The sequence below is a fragment of the Umezawaea sp. Da 62-37 genome (genome assembly GCF_032460545.1).
GTDB lineage: Bacteria > Actinomycetota > Actinomycetes > Mycobacteriales > Pseudonocardiaceae > Umezawaea.
In genome coordinates this window covers 2,218,105-2,237,421 of the sequence record NZ_CP135965.1, presented here as the reverse complement: position 1 = coordinate 2,237,421, position 19,317 = coordinate 2,218,105, and the positions used below count along the sequence as shown (strand labels likewise).

Sequence of the window (19,317 nt, the reverse complement as noted above, 5' to 3'; positions counted from 1 at the left end):
GTACGCGGGCCATCCGCCCGTGCCGCCGGGGGCCGCCCCAGGCCCGGCTACCGCGAACACGGATCCGGGAAACACGCCCTGGGTGTCGCGTGGTGGGTGATCCGGCGGGCCGGACCACCCCCTCGGCGGGTGGGTCAGGGCCTGGGTTTCACCAGGACCACGCCGTCGGCGGCGGGGAGGTCCAGGGGTGCGGTGACGGGTTTGCCCTCGATGGTGACGAGGCCTTCGGGGGCGGTGATCCTGAGGGGCCCCGCGGTCGGGTTGACCGCCACCCAGCCGTTGGTGAACAGCCGGGTCCACATGCCGTCGGAGCGGCGGGTCGCGGTTTCCACGGCTTCGCCGAGCGCGGAGGCCTGGAGCGGTGACCACTCCGGGTTCAGGTAGTCGTTGGTGGTGGCGGGGGTCCAGCAGGTGCGGGGGCCCGCGAGCAGTGCGGCGCTGGCGTAGCCCGCCCGGTCTTCGCGAGGCTCCTTCGTGCGGGTCACGAGCAGCAGCATCGACTCGCCCAGCGCGGCCTGGGCGCGCAGCTCGTTGAACTCGTTGCCGCGGAACGTGAGCAGCCCGCCCGCGCCGCCGCTGTCGCGGAAGCCGAAGTTCTCCTCCATGGCGCCGCCGAACCGCGAGTGCGCCGTCCAGCGCCCCGGCGTCAGGTGCGTCTCGGACACGTTGGGGACGAACAGCTTCCCCGCCTTCGTGAGCGCCTCCCCGGCCACCGCGAGGAAGTCGTCCAGGCCGTCGCGCAGCTGCCGGTCGGTCGCCTTCGCGTCCGCGGTGCCCGCCAGCAAGGCGGTGGAGTAGTGGCTCAGCGAGTTGAAGTCGTTGTCCGCCAGGACGCCGTCCCAGCCCTCGCGGGTGACCTCGGCGGTCACCGCCTTGGTCCACGCCTGCTGGTAGGCCTTGTCCCACACGGTCATCTGCCAGTGCTGCGGGTAGCCCGACCACTCGATGCGCCTGCCCAGCGTGTCCTTGGCGAACCACTCCGGGTGTTCCCGCTGCGAGGTGCTGTAGCCGAGGCCGGACGGCAGGTAGGGCGCGTCCTGGTTGCCGTTCACCGCGCCGGGGTAGTTGCGGGTGCTGGAGAGGTCCTTGTACACCAGCACCTTGATCTTCGGGTTCAGCTGGTGCAGCTGCCGCATGGCCGCGGTCTCCATGGCGTTGAGCACGACCACGTCGTACCGGCTGGCCGCGATCCGGATGTCCCTGGCCGTGGGGCTGTCCCCGATCCCGTACCACCACGCGCACGGGGCCGTGGCCCTCGGCGGCGGCTCGTAGTCGTCCTGCGCGGCCGAGCTGAACGCGCACGCCTGGGCGGACAGGAGCGCGGCCAGCGTGGCGGCGCCCGCCACCGCCCGCCGCGTCCGGGAGGCATCACCGCATCGGTCTACCGTTGTTCGCGACATACCAATTCACCCACCGTCAGCACTAGGATCTTCAGGTCCAGCCACAGCGACCAGTTGGCGATGTAGTAGTTGTCGTACCGGGACCGGTCGGCGATCGAGGTGTCGCCGCGCAGCCCGTGCACCTGGGCCAGCCCGGTCAGGCCCGCGGGAACGCGGTGACGCGCCCAGTACAGCTCGTGGATCGCCGAGAACTCCCGCACGAACACCGGCCGCTCCGGCCGGGGGCCGACGATCGACATGTCGCCGCGCACGATGTTCCACAGCTGCGGCAGTTCGTCGAGCGACGTGCGGCGCAGGAACCGGCCGACCGGGCCGACCCTGGCGTCGCCGAGCACCGACCAGCGCGTCTGCGAGTCGTCCGCTCCGCCCGGCCGGACGCTGCGGATCTTGTAGATGCGGAACTTCCGGCCGTCCAGCCCGATCCGGACCTGGCGGAAGATCACCGGGCGGCCGCTCTCGACGAGCACGGCCACCGCGCAGAGCCCGATCACCGGCGCCAGGACGGCGAGCGCGACGGCGGCCAGCAGCACGTCGATCGCCCGCTTGACCCACCAGCTCGGCCTGCTGGTCGGCGCGGTGCCCAGGCGCATCAGCGGGTAGCTGCGCAGCCGTTCCACGTCGTGGTTGTCCTGGTACAGCTCGAACATCCGCGGCACGACCAGCGTCGTGCAGCCCAGCCGGTGCGCCGTGATCGCCGCGTCGACGGCCGAGGTGTCGCGGGTGTCGGAGAACGCGAGGATGACCGTGCCGACGCCGAGCCGGGTGATCGCCGCGCCCAGCTCCTCCTCGACCAGCGGGACCGGCAGGTTCGCCCGGTCGAGCACCGGCTCGGAGTCGATGAAGCCGACCGGCCGCAGCCCGAACTGCGGGTGCTCGACCATGGTGTGGACCAGGTCGGTGCCGACCTTGCCCGCGCCGACGACCAGCGTGCGGTCGCAGCGCCCGAACCGGCGGCGCCCCCAGCGGCCGAGCCAGAACACGGCGAACCGCGCGGGCTCACCGCACGCGGTGAAGACGAGCACGAGCTGCTGCAACGCGGTCGACACCGCCGGGGGCTGGCCGGAGAGCAGGGTCCAGCAGGTGAGCAGCGCGAACGCCGTCGCGGTCGCGCCCAGCGAGCGCGGGAGGTCCTGGAGCCAGGACAGCCACAGCCGCCTGCGGTAGATCCGGCTGCTCGACCGGACGACGAGCAGCAGGGCGCCCGCGAGGAGCGCCGCGCCCCAGCCCGGCGCCGTCCGCACCGCCCCCGCGGTGAACGCCGCCAGGTCGACGGCGACCAGCGCCACGGCGACCGCGTTCACCCGCGCCGACCACGGTCGGGCGGGCGAGCCGCTTTCCTGTTTGCGGGTCAACCGGTGCTTCGGGAGATCGGGCGAGACGACGGCCGAGATCAGTTCAGTCATCGAAATTCACCCTTTCGTGGGAACTCCACACCGCGTTCCCGCACGGTTCACCCGGTCTCCGCGGCGGCAGCCACGCCGCGCCATGCCACATCCCGAACGACTTCCTCTCCACATTCGGCTCGGCGGCTGCCCCGGACAGCCGTTCCCTTGCCTTCGCAGGACACTCGATGGAGTTCACCTGATCGGTGTTATCGAGCTTGCATGACCTGGAAAACGGCAAACTCACCCGCAACAATCACGCTTCCGGTGGACAAGAAACCCTCCTTCGGGTGACGGGTGTTTGAGTGAACTAATGTCTGGTGACATCGCTCGTCACCACCAGGTTAAAGAAAGAACGGAACGTAGCCGAATATGGCTCACGACGCGGACGGCCAATTCTGTCCGCCGTCCGATTGACGAGCAATGGTGAGGGGCACTGTGGCACTCGAAGAGGCCGAGGTGCGGATCAGACCGGTGTCGGTCGTTCCGCTGGCGGGCAGCGCGACGCTGACCGCCGGGAGGGCGCATGTAGTGCTGCCCGCGTACAACGAGGAGGGCTCGCTGCCGCCGCTGCTGCGCAGGCTCGCGAACCTCTCCCTGGCGGGCGGGCTGACCGTCTGGGTGGTCGACGACGGCTCTCGGGACGCCACCGCCGCCACCGCCGAGCGCGGCGTCGACGGGCTCGACGTCCGGCTCGTGCGCCACCGGGTCAACCTCGGCCTCGGCCGCGCGGTCCAGTCCGGCCTGAGCGCCGCGCTGGAGGCCGCGGGAGCCGACGACATCGTGATCATCATGGACGCCGACGACACCCACGACCCCGGCCTGATCCCGTTGCTGCAGAAGGAGATCGCGGCGGGCGCCGACGTCGTGATCTGCTCGCGGTTCGTCGACGGCGGCGACGACACGACGGCCCCCTTCGGCCGCCGGATGCTCTCCCGCGGCGCGGGCGCGGTGTTCCGCCACACGCTCGACGTCGAGGGTGTCCGCGACTTCACCAGCGGCTTCCGCGCCTACCGGGCCAGCCTGCTGCGCCGCGCCGCCGACCACTGGGGCGAGCGGCTCGTCGAGGAGCAGGGCTTCGCCTGCATGGTCGAGCTGCTGCTCAAGCTGCGGCACTGCGACCCGGTGATCGCCGAGATCCCGCTGCCGCTGCGCTACGACCGCAAGCAGGGCGCCAGCAAGCTGCGGCTGCGTCGGACGATGGGCCAGTACGCGAAGCTCCTCGCGCGCGACCGGCTCAGCCCCGCACCCTTCCGGAAGCTGTGAGGCCATGACCGACGAGACCCGCCACGTCGTGGTCGTGGGCGGCGGCATCTGCGGCCTCGCCGCGGCGCACCGCCTCGCCCGCTCCGGCACCCGCGTGACCCTGCTGGAGGCCAGCGACCAGCTCGGCGGCCTGGGGACGTTCTTCCCCACCGGCGACCGCTGGGTGGAGCGCTTCTACCACTGCGTCATGCCGACCGACGACGCCCTGCTGTCGCTGCTGGACGAGATCGGCCTCCGCGACGACGTCCGCTGGAAGTCCACGTCCATGGGCATGGTCGTCGACGGCGACCACTACCGGTTCAACTCCGCGCTCGACCTGCTGCGCTTCAAGCCCCTGCGGCTGCGCGACCGCGTCCGCTTCGGCGTGGTGTCCCTGCTGCTGCGCCGCTTGGGCAAGGGCAAGGACCTGGACAACCTCCGCACCGAGGACTGGCTGCGCAAGCTCTACGGCGACGTCATCTGGTCCGAGCTGTTCGCCCCCATGTTCGGCTCCAAGTTCGGCGCGGCGTTCGGCGACGTGCCCGCCCTGTACCTGTGGCAGCGGCTCGGGCGCGAGAGCAACGTGGCCACGCGCGGATACCCCGCCGGGGGGTACAAGGCCGTCATCGACGCTCTGCGGGCGTCGATCGAAGGCGCCGGCGGCGTCGTGCGGACCTCCTCGCCGGTGGTGGGCCTGCGCAGCGACACCTCGCGGTCGTTCGTGACCTTGGGCGGGGGTGAGGTGCTGGAGGCGGACCAGGTGGTGTCCACCGTCCCGCTGCCGTTGCTGCGCGGCGTCGCCGACGCCGAGCTGGCGGACCGGCTGCCGGTGCTGTCGCTGCCGTACCAGGGGGTCGTGACGGCGCTGTTCTTCCTGCGGCGGCCGTTGTCCGGGAACTACTGGGCGCCGGTGCTGAGGTCCGGGACGGAGTTCGACGGGGTCATCGAGATGTCCGCGTTGGCGGGGACCGAGGCCTACGGCGGACGGCACCTGGCTTACGTGATGCGGTACACGGACCGGTCCTCGAAGTTGTACGGGGAGGACTCGGAGGTGATCGCTTCGCGGTGGACTCGGGAGTTGCTTGAGCTGTACCGGGGGCATGGGGTGGTGGCCGGGGACGTGGACGAGGTGCGGGTGTTCAAGGCACCGTTCGTGGAGCCGGTGTACCCGTTGGGGTTCCAGGAGAGTCGGCCGGGGGTGGAGGTGCCGGGGACGTCGGTGTTGCTGGCTACCACCGCGCATGTGTACCCGGATGTGACCAGTTGGAATTCCAGTGTGGCGTTGGCTGAGGTGGTGGCTGGGAAGGTTTTGGAGGCTGATGGGGTGGGGGAGGTGGGGGTTTTGGCTTGATGGGTGGTGTGGGGTCTGGGGTTGGGGGTCTGGGGTTCGGGGCTCGAGGGTCTGAGCTCGACGGTCTGGGCTCGTGGGTCTGGCCTCGTGGGTCTGGAGTCGGGGGTCGGGGGTCGGGAATTATCGGACCCTTTGAGTACCTTGGGTTTCGGGGGGTCCTCTCGAAAGGGGGACCCTTGGGTGGGTGTGGGTTGGCTTGTGGTTCTGCCGTTGGGGCGGGGGTTTCGGGCGGCTGCACCCGGTCGCCGAGTGTTCTAGCCTTGCCGCAGCTTGTCAAGGCGGGAAAGATGCCTTGACAAGCTGCGGCAAGCCCAGAGCGGCTTCGTATCGGGTGCAGGGGTAGGTCTGGCTACGCCAGCATCAGGCTTCGCCTGACTCGGGCATCGGCTGCGCCGACGAAGAAGTGGCTTTGGGCTTGGTCCTTGGGTTATCCGACGCTCCGCGGCGGACAAGGCATCCGAGCTGCGCCGGATCGAGCATCCGACTTTGTCGGACTGGGCGTCGGCTTTGTCGACCGAGCATCTGGGCGTCGCGGGACGGGACTTTGGCTCTGGAGCCGGGTGGTTGGTGGTGTTTGCGAGCCTGTGGCTTGTTCGCGCCGAAAAATGTCGGACCCCCTGAGTACCGTGTGCGTCGGGGGGTCTTCCGGATCGGGGGACGCCTGGCTCCGTGTCTCAGCCTGCCGGTAGTCGTTCCGCCGCGACCTGTGCCCCTGTCCGGCCGGTGGGTGGGCGGTGGACACAGGGGTCCAGTAGTGCTGGTCGGCGTGGGGAGTTACGGTGCGGCGAGTGCGGGGGCGTGTGAGAGCAGGCGTTCCACGGCCACCGCGATGAGCTTCGAGGTCGAGTTGTCGCCGTAGGGCGAGGGGATGCTCGCGAGTCGGGTTCGGTGGCCGGGGATGTCGTGGAGCCAGTTCAGCACCTCGGCGTGCAGGCGGTCAGGAGTTACCAGGGTGCCGAAGGTGCCCTCGATCTCCGGTCGTTCGGTGCTCCGCCGCACGATGACGACCGGCCGCTTGAGCACGCTGACCTCCTCCTGGATTCCGCCGGAGTCGGACACCACGACGGCCGCGCCGCGTGCGAGTGCCAGAAAAGCGGGGTAGGACTGCGGTTCGACGACGGACAGTCCGGTGAGCAGGTGTTCGAACCCGAACTCGGCTACCCGCTTTGCCGTGCGCGGGTGCAGGGGCAGAACGACGGGCAGTGGCAGGCGTGCCAGTTCGCGCAGGACGGTCTCCAGGTTCACCCGGTCGTCGACGTTCTCCGGTCGGTGGATCGTGGCCACCACGTACCCGTCGACCGCCAGCCCGTGCCGGTCCAGCACGGCCTGTTGGCCGTCGGAGTCGGGTAGAGCGGCGTCCAGTGCCTCGACGACGGTGTTGCCGGTGACCGCGATCCGTTCCCCCGCAACGCCTTCCGCCAGCAGGTTGCGCCGGTTCAGCTCGGTGGGCACGCAGCACAGGTCGGCGATGTGGTCGATCATCACCCGGTTGTGCTCCTCGGGCATCGCCCGGTCATGGCTGCGCAGACCGGCTTCGACGTGCACCAGCGGCACGCCGTTCGCGTTGGACGCCAACGCCCCGGCCAGTGCCGACGTGGTGTCGCCCTGCACCAGCACGGCACCGGCGCCGTACGCGCGCAGCACCTCGTCGACCACGTGGATCGCCTGCGACAGCTGGGCTCCGCGGCCGACGCCGCCGACTGCGAACTCGTGAAAACGGCCTGGTTCCGGCAGGTCGTCGAGGATCTGGGAGTACATCGACCGGTCGTAGTGCTGTCCGGTGTAGACCAGCGCCGCGTCCTGGCCGAAGTGCCGGAGCAGCGGAGCGAGCTTGATCAGCTCGGGGCGTGTCCCGCACACCATGGTGATCACTAGGTGTTTTCCTTTCGCCCCAACGTCGAACCGCCACGCTACTGACGCGGACACCGTGATTCCCCATACCTCAGCCCATCGGGTGAACGACCGCGTTCGCGTGCGGGTCGTGGCGCGAGTGCTCTCTAGGGTTGACGGGCAAGGGATCGTCGACAACCGGAAATGGGACGTTCAGCGTGTTGAGAAAGTACGGCGCACTGGTCGGCGTCGTGGTGGCCGCGGTGTTCGCGGTGGCGGCGCCGAGAGCGGGAGCGGTGGCGTCCCCGATGCTGCCGGACCTGCGCCAAGCCCCGGTCGGCTGCCCCGGCGGCCGTGACGGCGACCTGGCGCACTGCTCGGACTGGGACGTGTGCATGGTCGCGGAGATCTCCGCGCCGCGCGGCGAGTGCCTGGAGACCGGCCCGGCCAAGGCGGTCCGCATCCGCTTCACCAGTTCGGTGGACAACGTCGGCGACGGCCCACTGCTGCTGTTCGGCCGCCGCGACAGCACGGACGAACCGACGATGCGGGTGCGCCAGGCGTTCCAATCCGGTGTGGACGGTCCGATCCCGGACGGCTTCGCGACGGCCCAGCGCGGGACGACGGCGTTCGCCTACTACGAGCCCACGCGGTCGCACGAGCACTGGCACCTCATGGGGTTCGAGCGCTTCCAGCTCCGCACACCCGCCGGCGAACCGCTGTCCACGGACCGCAAGAACGGCTTCTGCCTCGGCGACCGCTACCCGACCCACGACGTCGGCAGGCTGACCTACACACCGCAGGTCGGCACGGCCGCGGGCCGGGTCGCGGAAATGCTCGAGGACAACACGTGCGCCCACGGCGGCCCGGACGCGCTGGACGTCGTCGAGGGCATCTCGGTCGGTTCCGGCGACGCCTACCGGTACGACGTGGACTTCCAGTGGCTCGACATCACCTACGTCCCGTCAGGCGTCTACGACCTCGTGCACACCGCGAACCCGGACCGCTCCCTGCTGGAGAAGGACTACAGCAACAACTCCTCCTCGGTATCGCTGTCCGTCGAGTGGCCGGACGAGGACGGCCCCATGATGACCCCGCCGAAGGTCGAATTCCTGCGCAGCTGCCCCGGCGAGGGCCGCTGCTCCTGACCGCACCCGCGGAGAGCACAACGCCGTGCTCTTCACGGGTGCGTCAGCTGGAGTAGGAATGCGCGCCCTGTCCACGATCATCATCGCGTGCTCAGCGACGCCAGCACCGTTGCGGTAGATCACCTCGGCGACCGCGCCCCCCACATTCGATGACGTCGGCAAGGCGATGTAGCCCGACCCGATACCCGCCGTGACGACCGGCTTGGGCCCGGTGCCTTCCCGATCCGCTCGGCGACCAGGCAGGCGGGCCAGCACGGTTGGGAGATCACGATGTCCGCATCGACCAGCTCGGGCTCGAACACCAAGGCTGCATCAAGTAGTGGGCGGAGATGTCCTGCGGGACGAGCGCGTTGTCATCCGGCGCCAGCAACAGGTGCTGCTTTCTCGTACACGGGCAGCCACCGCACCGTCCCCAGCTCTTCGTCGTTCAGGTAGACCAGCGCTACGTCCGGCTCAAACACCCGAGGAAACGAGCCAAGGCGAGCGACGTGCTGCGGCGTCCCGTTGACTGATGCCCGGTAGGGGGCGACCGCGAGTGCGTGGCTGGCAGCTGGTCGAATTCGACCCACATCGAGGCGGCCGATTTGACCGGCGTCAAGGCAGACTTGGTATGCCGGAGATCCTTCAGAGAATCCCTTCAAGGCATTTTTTCAGATAATCCGCATGGATGAGTTCAAAATGTTCAGATGGTGAGCAGACGACGTGGTCCGCGTTGAGCCCGCGAGCAGCCGCTCCCCGGATTATTGGGTTGAAAAGACGCTCGTGGTTGAGTGACAGTGCGACGTGCACCTCGGAAGCGATTCTATCGACCTGTCCAAGGAAGTTGAGAAACTGATCGCAAGATTCCGTATCCCATATTTCTGACACTTCGCGTGCATGTCGCTGTATCTGACTGAAATTCTTGGAAGTAATCTTGTAAAGGTATTCGCAGAGGTAGCGGAACTCCGGGTCGGTCGAAGCTGACTCGAGGATTCCGGTGAGTTGTGTAAGTGGCCTGCTCTCGTCCACCGTGGAGATTTTCGATGAGATCGTAGTTGTGGATTTGTTCACATTGGGGTCCAGCAGCAGGATTTTGTTGATCTCTACTTCACGCATACCTTCCTGAGCGTAGCGCGTCAGGAAAAAGATCATATCGGCCCCAAAGGAAAACCCGACCAAGGTTATCCTTTTGTGAGGGTATTGCTGTCGGATGGTTCGCAGTGCATAAGCGAAAAGTTTTACATGCGAGTCCAGTGAAATCGGTTGGTACTTGTCATCGTCACGTTCCTTTGCATTGAATCCGTATAAGGTCAGAGCAATGCAATGAAATTTGCTTTCGACCAGGTAGCCGCGGAAGTCGTTGGCGTCCAAACCCAACCCGTGCAGGAAGATCAAGAGGTCGTCAGACGACCGTTTGACCTCAAGGTAGTGCATCGTGCGACCCGCGACCGTGTCATGTACGTAATTTGCGTTTTTCATTGCATTGGAATTGATTTCGATGGTTCCCGTAGTGATTCCAGGGCTGCTGCGCCGCTTGGAGAGCCAATAATAGACGGCTGCTGTCGAAGCGCTGGCAACTACCGTCGCCAGACCGAACGACAGTACTGTGGAGTCGAATTCTCGAGTCCAGGATTCCAATGCGTGGCGAAACTCACCGGAGTACAGGTTCGTGGCAATGCCGAGAAGGGTGCCCGTGGTGCCGGAAATGATTGCTATACTTCGTTTTATCTTCTTGGCTTTCGACTGTTGACTGGTTCTCTTCGTGTTGTCCCCCGCCATCCGTTCCTCACCTCGCGAATTCATATGTGATCGGATGCAAGGTGGTGAACTGCTCGTAGTCCGGGAGAGGGTCCACACGCCCCGTGAAGTGTCCGTCTGACACTGTGACGATGGTCATGGGGCTGGCCGTGCTCTGGTCGTAGACGGTGACTGTGCATCCAGGACGAGTCAGTTCGGCGTGCGGCTCCGTGACGATCGCTACACCGGGAGGCCGCAGAACGTCCAGGAGCGTGTCGATGACCCGTGTCCGACTCTCCGGTGTGAGTTCGTACAGCGTGTACGACAAGTTGACCGCGTTGATGTTGTTGCGCCTGATGAAAGCACGGAGATCATCTGTGTCAAGCAGGTCCAACTCGCTGTAGCCGACCTCGGAAGCGCGGACGTCCGGGTCGTCGAAGGTGGCCATCAACTCGCGGTACAAGCCCTCGTAGTACGGCGAGGTCCCGTAGCACGCTCGCACCCAGTCGATGCGAGGCAGCGGTCCTTGGTCGACGCCGAACCTCGATCGCAATGGGATCGGCTGGAATGAAGGCGTCCCCCCAGCCCATCGAAGGCCTGTTTTGAAGGTGTTGTAGAGCCGCTGTGCGTTGAGCTGCCGAGGAAGAACGCCAAGGCCGGTACCCAGGTCGGCGAAGTCAACCGGGTAACCGTTTGCGAAATAAGCCCCGAGAACCACCTGGGGTACCAGGAATCGGCGAGCACCGGTAAAGGAATTGCGTCGTGAACTCAGAATGGCGGCGATGTGGTCACCGTGTTCAGCAAGCACCGCTTCCAGAGAATCCAAGCACGACTCAGGCTTGTCTTTGGTTCGAAGCTCATCGAACAAGTCGACTGCCACGATTTTCAATGAAATTCCGAGCAGAGTTATCAGATGGGTAGCGCTACTGTCGCGCTGACTATTGGCATTTTCCAGGAACAATTTTCGCAACTGAGGCGAAGAACTCGAGAGTCCAAAACCGATGAGCCGGTAGAGGTCGCGCCATCCATGGTCTTGTGGATGCTGTGCGAGCTTGTTGGCTGCTGCTCGTACAGCAGTCAAAATAGGAATATCGCGCGAGTGATCGGAGATAGACGTCATGCAGTCACCTTTGACTCGGAGTGACTTCCCCAGGGTCAAAGTAACATGACGATTTTCGTGTCTCTCCGCACTTGTGTGGATCTTTGCTGTTCGGGTGAGTTTCACGCTATTGGGTGAACGGTATGAGTGCGCTCACCTGTGTAATGCGCCAATCGAGTGAAAGTCTATCAACAGCCCAGGATGATGCTGCTCAGCGTCGCGTAGAGGGCTGTCGGATTGTCCACCATAGGGAAGTGGTCCGAGTTGGGGACGTTGAAGGTGTCTTGTGCCGGCAAAAGCGGTAGCAGATGGCCGAACCGGTCACCCCGTTCGCCGTACACGAAAGCTCGTGATCTCAGGCTGCGGTAGAGTTCGAGCAACTTTCCGCTGTCCGACCACTCGACCAATGACCGTGAGCCATCATGGATTGCCGAAGGTGCGCATGAAGCGTACCATTCCGCCCAGTGCTGCATGTCCGGTTCCTTCGAGGATTCCAGGTCTCGAAGGAACGATGCGTATCCACGGCAGATGAATTCCTCACGGGATAAGTTCGCGGTCTTCCGGCTGACCAGCCCGCAATCGTCGGCGACGAGATTGCCCTCGATGCTGATGAAGCTTTCGAGCCGGTTCATCTCCTGGGTGGCGATGAGACCTACAGCTCCACCCATGCTGTGCCCGACGAGGTGCACCCGAGTGGGTGAGAGCTGCTTGACTACGAGGTTTGTGATGTCCGCGTAGGTTTGCAGTGAGTGTTCGTCGGTGGGCGCGACCGGAGATGAGCCATGTCCGGGGAGGTCGAACGCGCAAGTCGTGAAATCGCTCAGCTCGGGAATGGATGCTATCTGTTCGAAGCTCTTCTTGGTGCAGCCCAGGCCGTGCAGCAGGACGATCATGTCCGTACCCGCCCGTCGGACATCCGCAGATATCGGGATCTTGCGCCCCCGGTAGGAGAGGGGGAGTGTTTCGGTGCGGGACTGTGCAATTGTGCTCATCATCGTCTTCCTGTGTGCGGGTCTGGTCAGTCGAGCATCGGCAACGGGTTTGATCGACTTGACCTCCTCTTGGGGGCGCTTGTTAACTCTTTCGTGCTCGGGCGTGTCGTCGTTACGTTACTGAGGACAGCCTTTCGCCTTATCCGCATAAGTGCGGATAAAGGTTGATAATGATCGAATGCAAGCCGTTCCGATGTTGGAATGGTGCTTGTAAACGTTTGCACTCTTGTTGCTGATGACCTGCAGTCGAACGCGCATGGCCGGTCGGGCGAAGCGCGCCGGATTCGATTCAGGCAACAGCGGCTCCGGTTGGGCGCACCACTCCGTCGACGTGTTCGATTGCGACGCTTCGGAAGGGCGACCGTAGACGGACCGGTCATAACGTTCGGGCTCGCGCCAAACGAGAGGTGTGAAGCGCTCGTCGAATGTTGTGGTGCTCGTTGGTGCTGCTGACTCGGTCGTGAGCCGGCTCCGCACTGCATCGGGTCGGTCGGAGTGCCCGGTGCAGTGATCGGCGACGAGCTGGCGTTGCCGATAAGAACCCGAGGCAAAGCACCGCGTGGAAGAGCCCGATCGCCGAAGCGTTCCTGGTCGACCACCGGCTCATCATCGGGAGCATCGACGGCGGCTGGGCCGCTCACCGAGGTGCGCGTCGACGTGCTGGCTGAAATCGCGCCGTGCGACCGCCGCCTCGACAGCGCCCGTCCAGGTAGGGGTTGACGTTGCGGAACGGTGGTTGTGGACAACGAGCGAGTAGTCCTCCACCGTCCGTGATGTTCGATCTATCGGCCATTCGGGCTATCGACTCGGCGCGCACCTACCACCGATGCCCCGTTCGCCACTACGGTCGGTTTCCGACGTGGGAGGTGATCATGGTGTGGAGATCCGCGGCCAGGGCGTTGAGGGTCGTCGCGTTCGCGATCCTGGGTGTCGTGACGATCCTGGGGTTGCTGCCCGTCGCCATCAACGTGGCCACCGGCGGGACCGCGCCCGCCGTGCTGGGGCCGTTGGTCGACTGGCTCTGGCCGTTGATCATCGTGCTGTCGGCGACCATGGTCGGGCTGGTGGTCTGGGATCGGGGCAGCGGCCAAGGCGTGCGCATGATCCCGCGCCGCCCCGGCCACCCGTCGCACCGGGTGAACGCCGTGGACCGGGTCGAGCTGGAGGTCCTGCGGCGCAGGCACGGCTCGCTGGCCGAGCAGTTGGTGCTCAAGCTCGGGCTGGCCGCCCCTCCGCATCCAGTGCTGCACCGGATGGACCCGGCCACGCGGCCCGATCCGGACGAGCCGCCGTCGGGGATCGCCGAGGTGTTCGCCGAGACGCAGCAGGTGCTGCTGGTGCTGGGCGCTCCCGGTTCGGGCAAGAGCACGCTGCTGATCGACCTGTGCGCCGAGCTGCTGAGCCGGGCGCGCGCGGACGTCGAGCAGCCGGTGCCGGTGCTGCTGGACCTGGCGAACTGGTCCACCACCGCGCTCAAGACCAAGGGGCGCGGGCGGTCGACCAAACCCGACGACTTCGTGGAGTGGCTGCTGCGCGAGGTCTCCGCCCGCTACCGGATCGCGGTCCCGGTCGGCCGCGCCTGGCTCGCCGAGGGCAGGTTGGCGTTGCTGCTGGACGGGCTGGACGAGGTCGCCGCCGACGACCGGGCCCGCTGCGTCGAGCAGATCAACGCGCTGGGGGAGCGGTCGGCGGTGCCGCGGATCGCGGTCGCCAGCCGGGCCGCCGACTACGAACGGCTCAGCTCCACGCTGCGGTCGCACCACGCCGTGCGCGTCGAGCCGTTCGACCGCGAGCAGGTGGAGGAGTACCTGGAGGCGGTCAGCCCTCGGCTCGACGGTCTGCGCACCGCGCTCGGACGCGACCCCGAGCTGTGGAACTCCGTGCGGACGCCGCTGATGCTGGACCTCCTCGCCCTGACCTACCGCACCGGCAAGCCCGGCGACGACGTGCCGAGCGGTGGTGAGCGGGCGCTCTTCGACACCTTCCTGGTGGAGATGGTGGCCCGCGACTCGACCAGCGGCGCCCCCTCGGCCGAACGGGCCTTCCGCTCGCTGCGGTTCCTGGCGAGGCTCGCCGCGAGTCCACTGTGGAACGACCTGATCGCGCGCGGCAGGCTGCCCAGCAGGGTGGCGTGGCTCGAACTGCTGCCCGCCAAGCCCATCTGGCTGCTGTTCCTGCGCGTCCAGCCCGCCGTGCTGGCGGGCGCGGTCGGCGCGCTGGCGACCGTCGTGGGCGTGCGGCTTGGTCTGTTGTCCGGGTTGCTGTCGGGGCTGTGCCTCACCGCGCTGGTGATCGTGGTCAACCACTTCCTCGTGACGAAGCTGTTCGTCTTCAAACGGCCGCCCGACACCAAGTCCTGGGGTGTGCTGCCCGCGGTGATCGGTCTGGCCGTCGGCGCCGTGGCGGGTCTGGTGCTCGGTGTGGTCGGCAGCTGGGTCGGGCTGCTGCTTGCGCAGTTGCCGACGGTCCTGGGTTTCATCGCGGTCATCCTGATCACGTTCCTGGTGGCGTTGAGCGCGAGCGTGCACCTGGAGGCCGTGAAGGACGCCCCGTACTGGGCGGTCGCGGTGTCGTTGCTGCCCGCCGCCGTGATGGTGTGGACGGGCCCGTCGCGGGAACTGCTGACAGGGCTGGGCATCGGTCTGTTCGCCGGGTTGGCGACGAGCCTGTTCGTCAGCGGCTTCTTCGGCGTCTGGCGGGCCCTGCACGTCGAGCAGTGGACCGCGCTGCCGGGCCGGGGCCGCTGGTGGGTGGGGGTGGCGGTGCCGATGGGCGTCGCGGGGACCCTGGTCGGCTCCGGGCTCGCCTACTGGTTCGGCGCGCCGGTCACGACCTCCGTGCTGGCGCCGATGACCGGGATCCTGATCGGGTTGTTCAGCGCGCCCACGTCGGCGCGGGAGCACCTGCTGCCGTTCGAGCTGATCTCGACCGGCATGGCCGAACTCCTCGCCCGCCCGCTGGTCCTGGGTGAACTCCCGTTGCGGCGCAAGGCTTTGCTGCACTTCGCGGGTGACCGGATGCTGCTGCTGCACGTCGAGGGGGAGTACCGGTTCGCGCACGCGCTGGTGCGCGACCACCTGGCCTCGTGCGACCCGGCCGAGCTCGGCGCGGCGGTCGACCGCCGCCGCGCCGAACTGGTCAAGACCGCGTGACGTCGGACAGGAATCTGGCCCACGTGCTCGGTGGGAACTCGAGCACGTGGCCTTGGTTCTTGGTGTCCCGGACACCCACCGCGGCGCCGGAGTGGTGGACCTCGACGCAAGCCGCGTCAGGGCCGCTGTAGCTCGTTTTGCGCCATCCGATCTCGACGCACGACTGGCTGGGATTGCTGTAGCTGGCCTTCTGCCACCCGGAGAACTGTTCCTCCTGGAGCATCGGGCGCAGGTCGGTCATGTGAGCCCCCCTAATTCATTCCTTCACCTGGTGAGCAGGAAGGTGCGCGACTGCTCAGGACCCAGAGCGACCGCGATCTGCTGCTTCCAGACCTTGAGGTGGACGGACACCTCCTCCTGCTCCGACGTGACGTCGCCGTCTTCGATACCCTCCACGTGCACCAGTTGCACCTGCGGATCGCTTTTGTACCCGAATATCGCGAAATTCGACTCCTGCCCCCAGTAGTAGCCCACTTCCCAGGGCACCACCTGGACCTCCAGGTTGGGGCGGTCGATCATCTCCGCGATGTGCTCCTTCTGGCCACGCCGAATCGCGTCGCTGCCCGACATGTTGGCCATCCGCTCGAAAGCGGCCTGGTCGATGATGAACCAGAACTTCTTGGCGGGATCGTCCAGGACGAGTTGGCGCTCCAGCCTGTTGACGGTCTCGCGCTCGATCGCGTCGGACGTCATCGAGGGCCGCACCGACCGGAACAGCTGGCGGATGTAGGCCTCGGTCTGGAGCAGGCCGGGGATCGTCATCGCGGTGTGCTGCCACTGGTAGTGAGCGCTGGTCTCCAGGTCGACGACCTCCCGCATCGTCCCGTGGAACCGGGCGCGCAGGGATTTCGGCGAGTACCGACCTTCGCGGCCGCGGGCCATCTCGACGAGGTTCTGCCTGGTCGCCAGGTCGGGGCCGTAACCGTCGAGGAGCGTGGTCAGGTCGGGGATCTTGACCCCGCTGTCGCCGCGCTCGATGTTGCCGATCTTGTTCTGCGTGCAGTCGAGCAGCTTGCCGGCCTGGGCCTGGCTCATCTCGCAGGCGATCCTCAGCGCTTCGAGCTTCCGCCCGATGATGATGTTGACGACGCGCTTGGGGATGGCGGCGGTCATCGGCCCTCCGTGGTCCGTGAGCGTAACTTGTGATGACGGAACGTAGCAGGCTGTGTCGCTGAGTTAAGCTGGTATAGAACTTGGTTAAACGAGTTTATTACCATTCCTGTAGCGGAATGCACGAACCGTACGTCTGTGAAACTGGTTAGCAATGTTGTTCAGCGAATCTCACCAATTCGGCGGAGTCGCCCACACGTGGAAAACCCGCCCCCGCCGCGCCGCGTCGGCGGCACAGGGGACGGGTTTGGGGTAACGATCAGGCTAGCGTTGCCAGACCGCGGGCGCCCGCCCGCGCACGGCCGCGCGACACGGCCACCGGATCCCATCCGGCGGGCCGTTCCGGCATCAGTTCCTTGTTGCCGACGACGGCTCCCTTGACGACCTCGCCGAACAGCAGGGGCCTTCCGACGATCTGGCCCGCGCACACGATGCCGCCCGCCATCACGCCGGTGATGCCGCTGCCGAACTGGGTGCTCTGGCCGACCACGTAGAGGCCTTCGACGCCGGTCTCGAACACCGGCCGCTGGCCCGCGTCGCCCCACTTGGACATGCCGAACGGCGTGCCGCCCGACGAGCGGGTGTAGCGCTCCTGGGTCAGCGGCGTGGCCATCTCCAGGTGCACGATGCTGTCGCGGAACGGGCCGAGCGCCCGTTCGCCCGCCTTGACCACGGCCTCGGTGAAGCGCTCCTTCTCGGCCAGGTACTTGGGGTTGCGGCGGTACTTCTCGCCGTCGACCGGCCCGTTCTCCACGCCCCAGCCCGAGTAGCCGGGCGGGCAGAGGGTGATCAGCTGGAACGTCGAGTGGCCCGCCGGGTGCATGTGCCGCGAGTCGGCCTCGTTGCGCGAGGCGAACGAGATGAACAGGTGCTTGATCTCCTCGGGCTGGCCGTCGTTGTGCAGGGTCTCGTACATGTGCTCGATGTTGTCCTCGGCGTACCACCACATGTTCGCGTCCTCGGGGCGCGTGTCCAGCTCCCGGTCCAGTGCCACGTAGACGGTCGCGAACGGCAGGCCCATCGACGCGTCACGGGTGTCCCGCACCAGTCCCGCCGGGAAGTGCTCGCCGCCGACGAGGTCGAGGATCGTGCGCCGGTAGTCGGCGTTGGAGATCACGATCGGCGAGGTGATCTCGGTGCCGTCGTCGAGCAGGACGCCCTTGGCGCTGCCGTCCGCCACGAGGATCCGGTCCACCTGGCTGTTGGTGCGCAGCTCGCCGCCGTGGGCCTCGATGACCTCGGTCAGCGTGGCCGCGATCATCTGGCCGCCGCCGACGGGGTGGTAGGCGCCGCGGATGTAGTGGTCGGTGACCATCGAGTGCGTCGCGACCGACACCTCGGTCGGGCCGAGCCCGTAGTTGGGGGACTGGGCGGCGAGCACGGTGCGCAGGCGGGTCGAGAGCTTGCAGTGGTCGAACAGGGTCGACAGCTTGTGCCAGCCCCAGCCCTGGAGGTACTGCGTCCCCTCGATGATCTGCTCGAACGGCACGTCCGGCGACCAGCTCAGCGCCCAGTGCTGCTCCTCGCCGGTGGCCTTGGTGACCGTGCAGAACTCGCGGATGCCCTCCACCTCGTCGGGGAAGGCGTCCTCCAGGCGCTTCTGGTACTCCTCCCAGTCCGACGGCACGTCGAACTCCAGACCGGGGATGACGATCTTGTCGAACCCCTCGGGGTTGAGCTGGTGGAACCGGACGCGGCCCTCGGCGCCCAAGCCCCGCAGCACGGTCGGGATGATCCCGTCCTCGCCGCAGTCGCCCAGGTAGTGCACGCCGACGTCGAACTCGTACCGGCGGCGCCTGCGGAACACGTGGCTGTTGCCACCCGCCCAGTCGTGCTGCTCGAGGACGAGCACCCTGCGCCCGCTGGCGGCCAGGTACGAGGCGGTCGTCAGGCCGCCGAGACCGCCACCGACGACGATGGCATCCCAGTCACTTCGTTGTGTCGTCAACGCGACTCCGCTCGTAGGTCGGGGCAACCCCTGTGGCGCTGCTCTCCGGTAAGGGCACCCCACTGAGATTCCTCCCCCAACCCCGTCCCTCCTACCCCTGTCGCCCCCTAAAACAGTGTTATCTGACAGTGTTTTTCAGTGAACAACTTTCACGTTCAGGGGTGTCCCACGGGTACCCGTTTCCGGGCTTTGACCAGGTAGCGGCGTGCATGGGAGACGAACGGACCGTCCGATCGGATCCGATCGTGCAGACTGATCAGTTGGGCCCGGTACCGCTCCGGGGTGAACCCCGGCACGGTCCACAGGACCTTCCGGAGGAAGTGCACGATCGCCCCGATGTCGTAGTACTCGGCCCTCAGCGATTCGTGCAGAAGGGTGATGACATCCAGCCCGGCCCCGTCCGCGGATTCCGCGATCCGCTGGTCCTCCGGCGGCGGTAGGGGCCCCATCATCGCCTCGCTCAGCTCCCGGTTCGACCCCGAGCCGATCCCCTGCGACAGGTAGATCCCCTCTGGCTTGAGCACGCGGGCGATCTCGTGCCACAGCACCGCGGTGGGGTGGCGGCTCACGACGAGGTCGAACGTGCCGTCGTCGAACGGGAAGTCGTCGACGTCCTCCGACTCCACCACCGTGCCGCCGAGCGGCAGCAGGGTCCGCCGGGCGATCTCCAGGTTGGGTGGCCACGACTCGGTGGCCACCAGGAGCGGAGGCGGACGGGGAATGGTCGCCAGCACCTCGCCCCCGCCCGTCTGCAAGTCCAGCGCGGCCTCTGCCTTGGCCATGTGCTCGGCCAGCAGCCGGGCGTAACCCCAGGAGGGCCGCTCCTCGGTCGCGCGCCCCTCGAACCAGGAGAAGTCCCAGCCGTCCGTGGGAACGGCCGAACCCTCCGCCAGCAACTCCTCGAAGTCATCCATCCGACCAGCGTGGCACCGGGCCGCAACCCG

The 19,317-nt window shown here is 66.8% G+C and carries 14 protein-coding genes; 4 read left to right on the top strand and 10 right to left on the bottom strand.

What is annotated here, in order from left to right:
* Nucleotides 1–134 precede the first annotated feature (134 nt).
* Nucleotides 135–1,346: a putative glycoside hydrolase family 15 protein gene (locus RM788_RS09635; protein WP_315931225.1), complete on the bottom strand. Its 1,212-nt coding sequence runs from the start codon at nt 1,344–1,346 to the stop codon at nt 135–137.
* A gap of 35 nt (nt 1,347–1,381) precedes the next feature.
* Entirely contained in the window at nt 1,382–2,803 is a 1,422-nt protein-coding gene (locus RM788_RS09630; RefSeq protein WP_315931224.1) for an exopolysaccharide biosynthesis polyprenyl glycosylphosphotransferase, read from the bottom strand.
* A gap of 417 nt (nt 2,804–3,220) precedes the next feature.
* Here RM788_RS09630 and RM788_RS09625 point away from each other — a divergent pair, with 417 nt between their 5' ends.
* Both RM788_RS09625 and RM788_RS09620 read left to right on the top strand, forming a co-directional pair.
* On the top strand, nt 3,221–4,048 hold the full coding sequence (locus RM788_RS09625) for a glycosyltransferase (protein ID WP_315931223.1): 828 nt from the start codon (nt 3,221–3,223) through the stop codon (nt 4,046–4,048).
* Between the two features lie 4 nt (nt 4,049–4,052).
* On the top strand, nt 4,053–5,378 hold the full coding sequence (locus tag RM788_RS09620) for an NAD(P)/FAD-dependent oxidoreductase (RefSeq protein ID WP_315931222.1): 1,326 nt from the start codon (nt 4,053–4,055) through the stop codon (nt 5,376–5,378).
* Nucleotides 5,379–6,152: 774 nt separating this feature from the next.
* Here RM788_RS09620 and wecB read toward each other — a convergent pair.
* Nucleotides 6,153–7,241: a non-hydrolyzing UDP-N-acetylglucosamine 2-epimerase gene (gene wecB / locus RM788_RS09615; RefSeq protein WP_315934598.1), complete on the bottom strand. Its 1,089-nt coding sequence runs from the start codon at nt 7,239–7,241 to the stop codon at nt 6,153–6,155.
* A gap of 185 nt (nt 7,242–7,426) precedes the next feature.
* Between wecB and RM788_RS09610 the strand changes: the two genes are divergently transcribed.
* A complete protein-coding gene (locus RM788_RS09610; protein ID WP_315931221.1) occupies nt 7,427–8,356 on the top strand; it encodes a lysyl oxidase family protein in 930 nt (309 codons plus the stop codon).
* A 624-nt stretch (nt 8,357–8,980) separates the two neighbouring features.
* Here RM788_RS09610 and RM788_RS09605 read toward each other — a convergent pair.
* The 3 genes from RM788_RS09605 to RM788_RS09595 all read right to left on the bottom strand — a co-directional run bounded on the left by RM788_RS09605 (nt 8,981) and on the right by RM788_RS09595 (nt 12,064).
* Nucleotides 8,981–10,114 carry an alpha/beta fold hydrolase gene (locus tag RM788_RS09605; protein WP_315931220.1) on the bottom strand — a complete coding sequence of 378 codons (1,134 nt, stop codon included), beginning with the start codon at nt 10,112–10,114 and terminating at the stop codon, nt 8,981–8,983.
* Between the two features lie 7 nt (nt 10,115–10,121).
* Entirely contained in the window at nt 10,122–11,192 is a 1,071-nt protein-coding gene (locus RM788_RS09600; RefSeq protein ID WP_315931219.1) for a hypothetical protein, read from the bottom strand.
* Nucleotides 11,193–11,359: 167 nt separating this feature from the next.
* Nucleotides 11,360–12,064, bottom strand: coding sequence for an alpha/beta fold hydrolase (locus RM788_RS09595; RefSeq protein ID WP_315931218.1), 705 nt, complete (start codon nt 12,062–12,064; stop codon nt 11,360–11,362).
* Between the two features lie 971 nt (nt 12,065–13,035).
* Between RM788_RS09595 and RM788_RS09590 the strand changes: the two genes are divergently transcribed.
* Nucleotides 13,036–15,315, top strand: coding sequence for an NACHT domain-containing protein (locus tag RM788_RS09590; RefSeq protein WP_315931217.1), 2,280 nt, complete (start codon nt 13,036–13,038; stop codon nt 15,313–15,315).
* Here the strand turns inward: RM788_RS09590 and RM788_RS09585 are convergent.
* The 4 genes from RM788_RS09585 to RM788_RS09570 form a co-directional block, all read right to left on the bottom strand.
* On the bottom strand, nt 15,302–15,556 hold the full coding sequence (locus RM788_RS09585; protein ID WP_315931216.1) for a DUF397 domain-containing protein: 255 nt from the start codon (nt 15,554–15,556) through the stop codon (nt 15,302–15,304). The genes RM788_RS09590 and RM788_RS09585 overlap by 14 nt on opposite strands.
* Nucleotides 15,557–15,579: 23 nt before the next feature.
* Complete coding sequence (locus RM788_RS09580; protein ID WP_315931215.1) at nt 15,580–16,428, bottom strand: helix-turn-helix domain-containing protein; 849 nt, start codon at nt 16,426–16,428, stop codon at nt 15,580–15,582.
* Nucleotides 16,429–16,684: 256 nt separating this feature from the next.
* Nucleotides 16,685–18,373 carry a phytoene desaturase family protein gene (locus RM788_RS09575; protein ID WP_315931214.1) on the bottom strand — a complete coding sequence of 563 codons (1,689 nt, stop codon included), beginning with the start codon at nt 18,371–18,373 and terminating at the stop codon, nt 16,685–16,687.
* Nucleotides 18,374–18,528: 155 nt separating this feature from the next.
* The gene (locus RM788_RS09570) at nt 18,529–19,287 is read right to left on the bottom strand and encodes a class I SAM-dependent methyltransferase (protein ID WP_315931213.1); all 759 of its coding nucleotides are present in this window, start codon (nt 19,285–19,287) and stop codon (nt 18,529–18,531) included.
* Nucleotides 19,288–19,317 lie beyond the last annotated feature (30 nt).

Bases quoted from the DNA above. Each gene is read 5' to 3' on its own strand.
- RM788_RS09630 (WP_315931224.1), bottom strand. From the start codon at position 2,803: ATGACTGAACTGATCTCGGCCGTCGTCTCGCCCGATCTCCCGAAGCAC.
- RM788_RS09620 (WP_315931222.1), top strand. From the start codon at position 4,053: ATGACCGACGAGACCCGCCACGTCGTGGTCGTGGGCGGCGGCATCTGC.
- wecB (WP_315934598.1), bottom strand. From the start codon at position 7,241: ATGGTGTGCGGGACACGCCCCGAGCTGATCAAGCTCGCTCCGCTGCTC.
- RM788_RS09605 (WP_315931220.1), bottom strand. From the start codon at position 10,114: ATGGCGGGGGACAACACGAAGAGAACCAGTCAACAGTCGAAAGCCAAG.
- RM788_RS09600 (WP_315931219.1), bottom strand. From the start codon at position 11,192: ATGACGTCTATCTCCGATCACTCGCGCGATATTCCTATTTTGACTGCT.
- RM788_RS09595 (WP_315931218.1), bottom strand. From the start codon at position 12,064: ATGATCGTCCTGCTGCACGGCCTGGGCTGCACCAAGAAGAGCTTCGAA.
- RM788_RS09590 (WP_315931217.1), top strand. From the start codon at position 13,036: ATGGTGTGGAGATCCGCGGCCAGGGCGTTGAGGGTCGTCGCGTTCGCG.
- RM788_RS09585 (WP_315931216.1), bottom strand. From the start codon at position 15,556: ATGACCGACCTGCGCCCGATGCTCCAGGAGGAACAGTTCTCCGGGTGG.
- RM788_RS09580 (WP_315931215.1), bottom strand. From the start codon at position 16,428: ATGACCGCCGCCATCCCCAAGCGCGTCGTCAACATCATCATCGGGCGG.
- RM788_RS09570 (WP_315931213.1), bottom strand. From the start codon at position 19,287: ATGGATGACTTCGAGGAGTTGCTGGCGGAGGGTTCGGCCGTTCCCACG.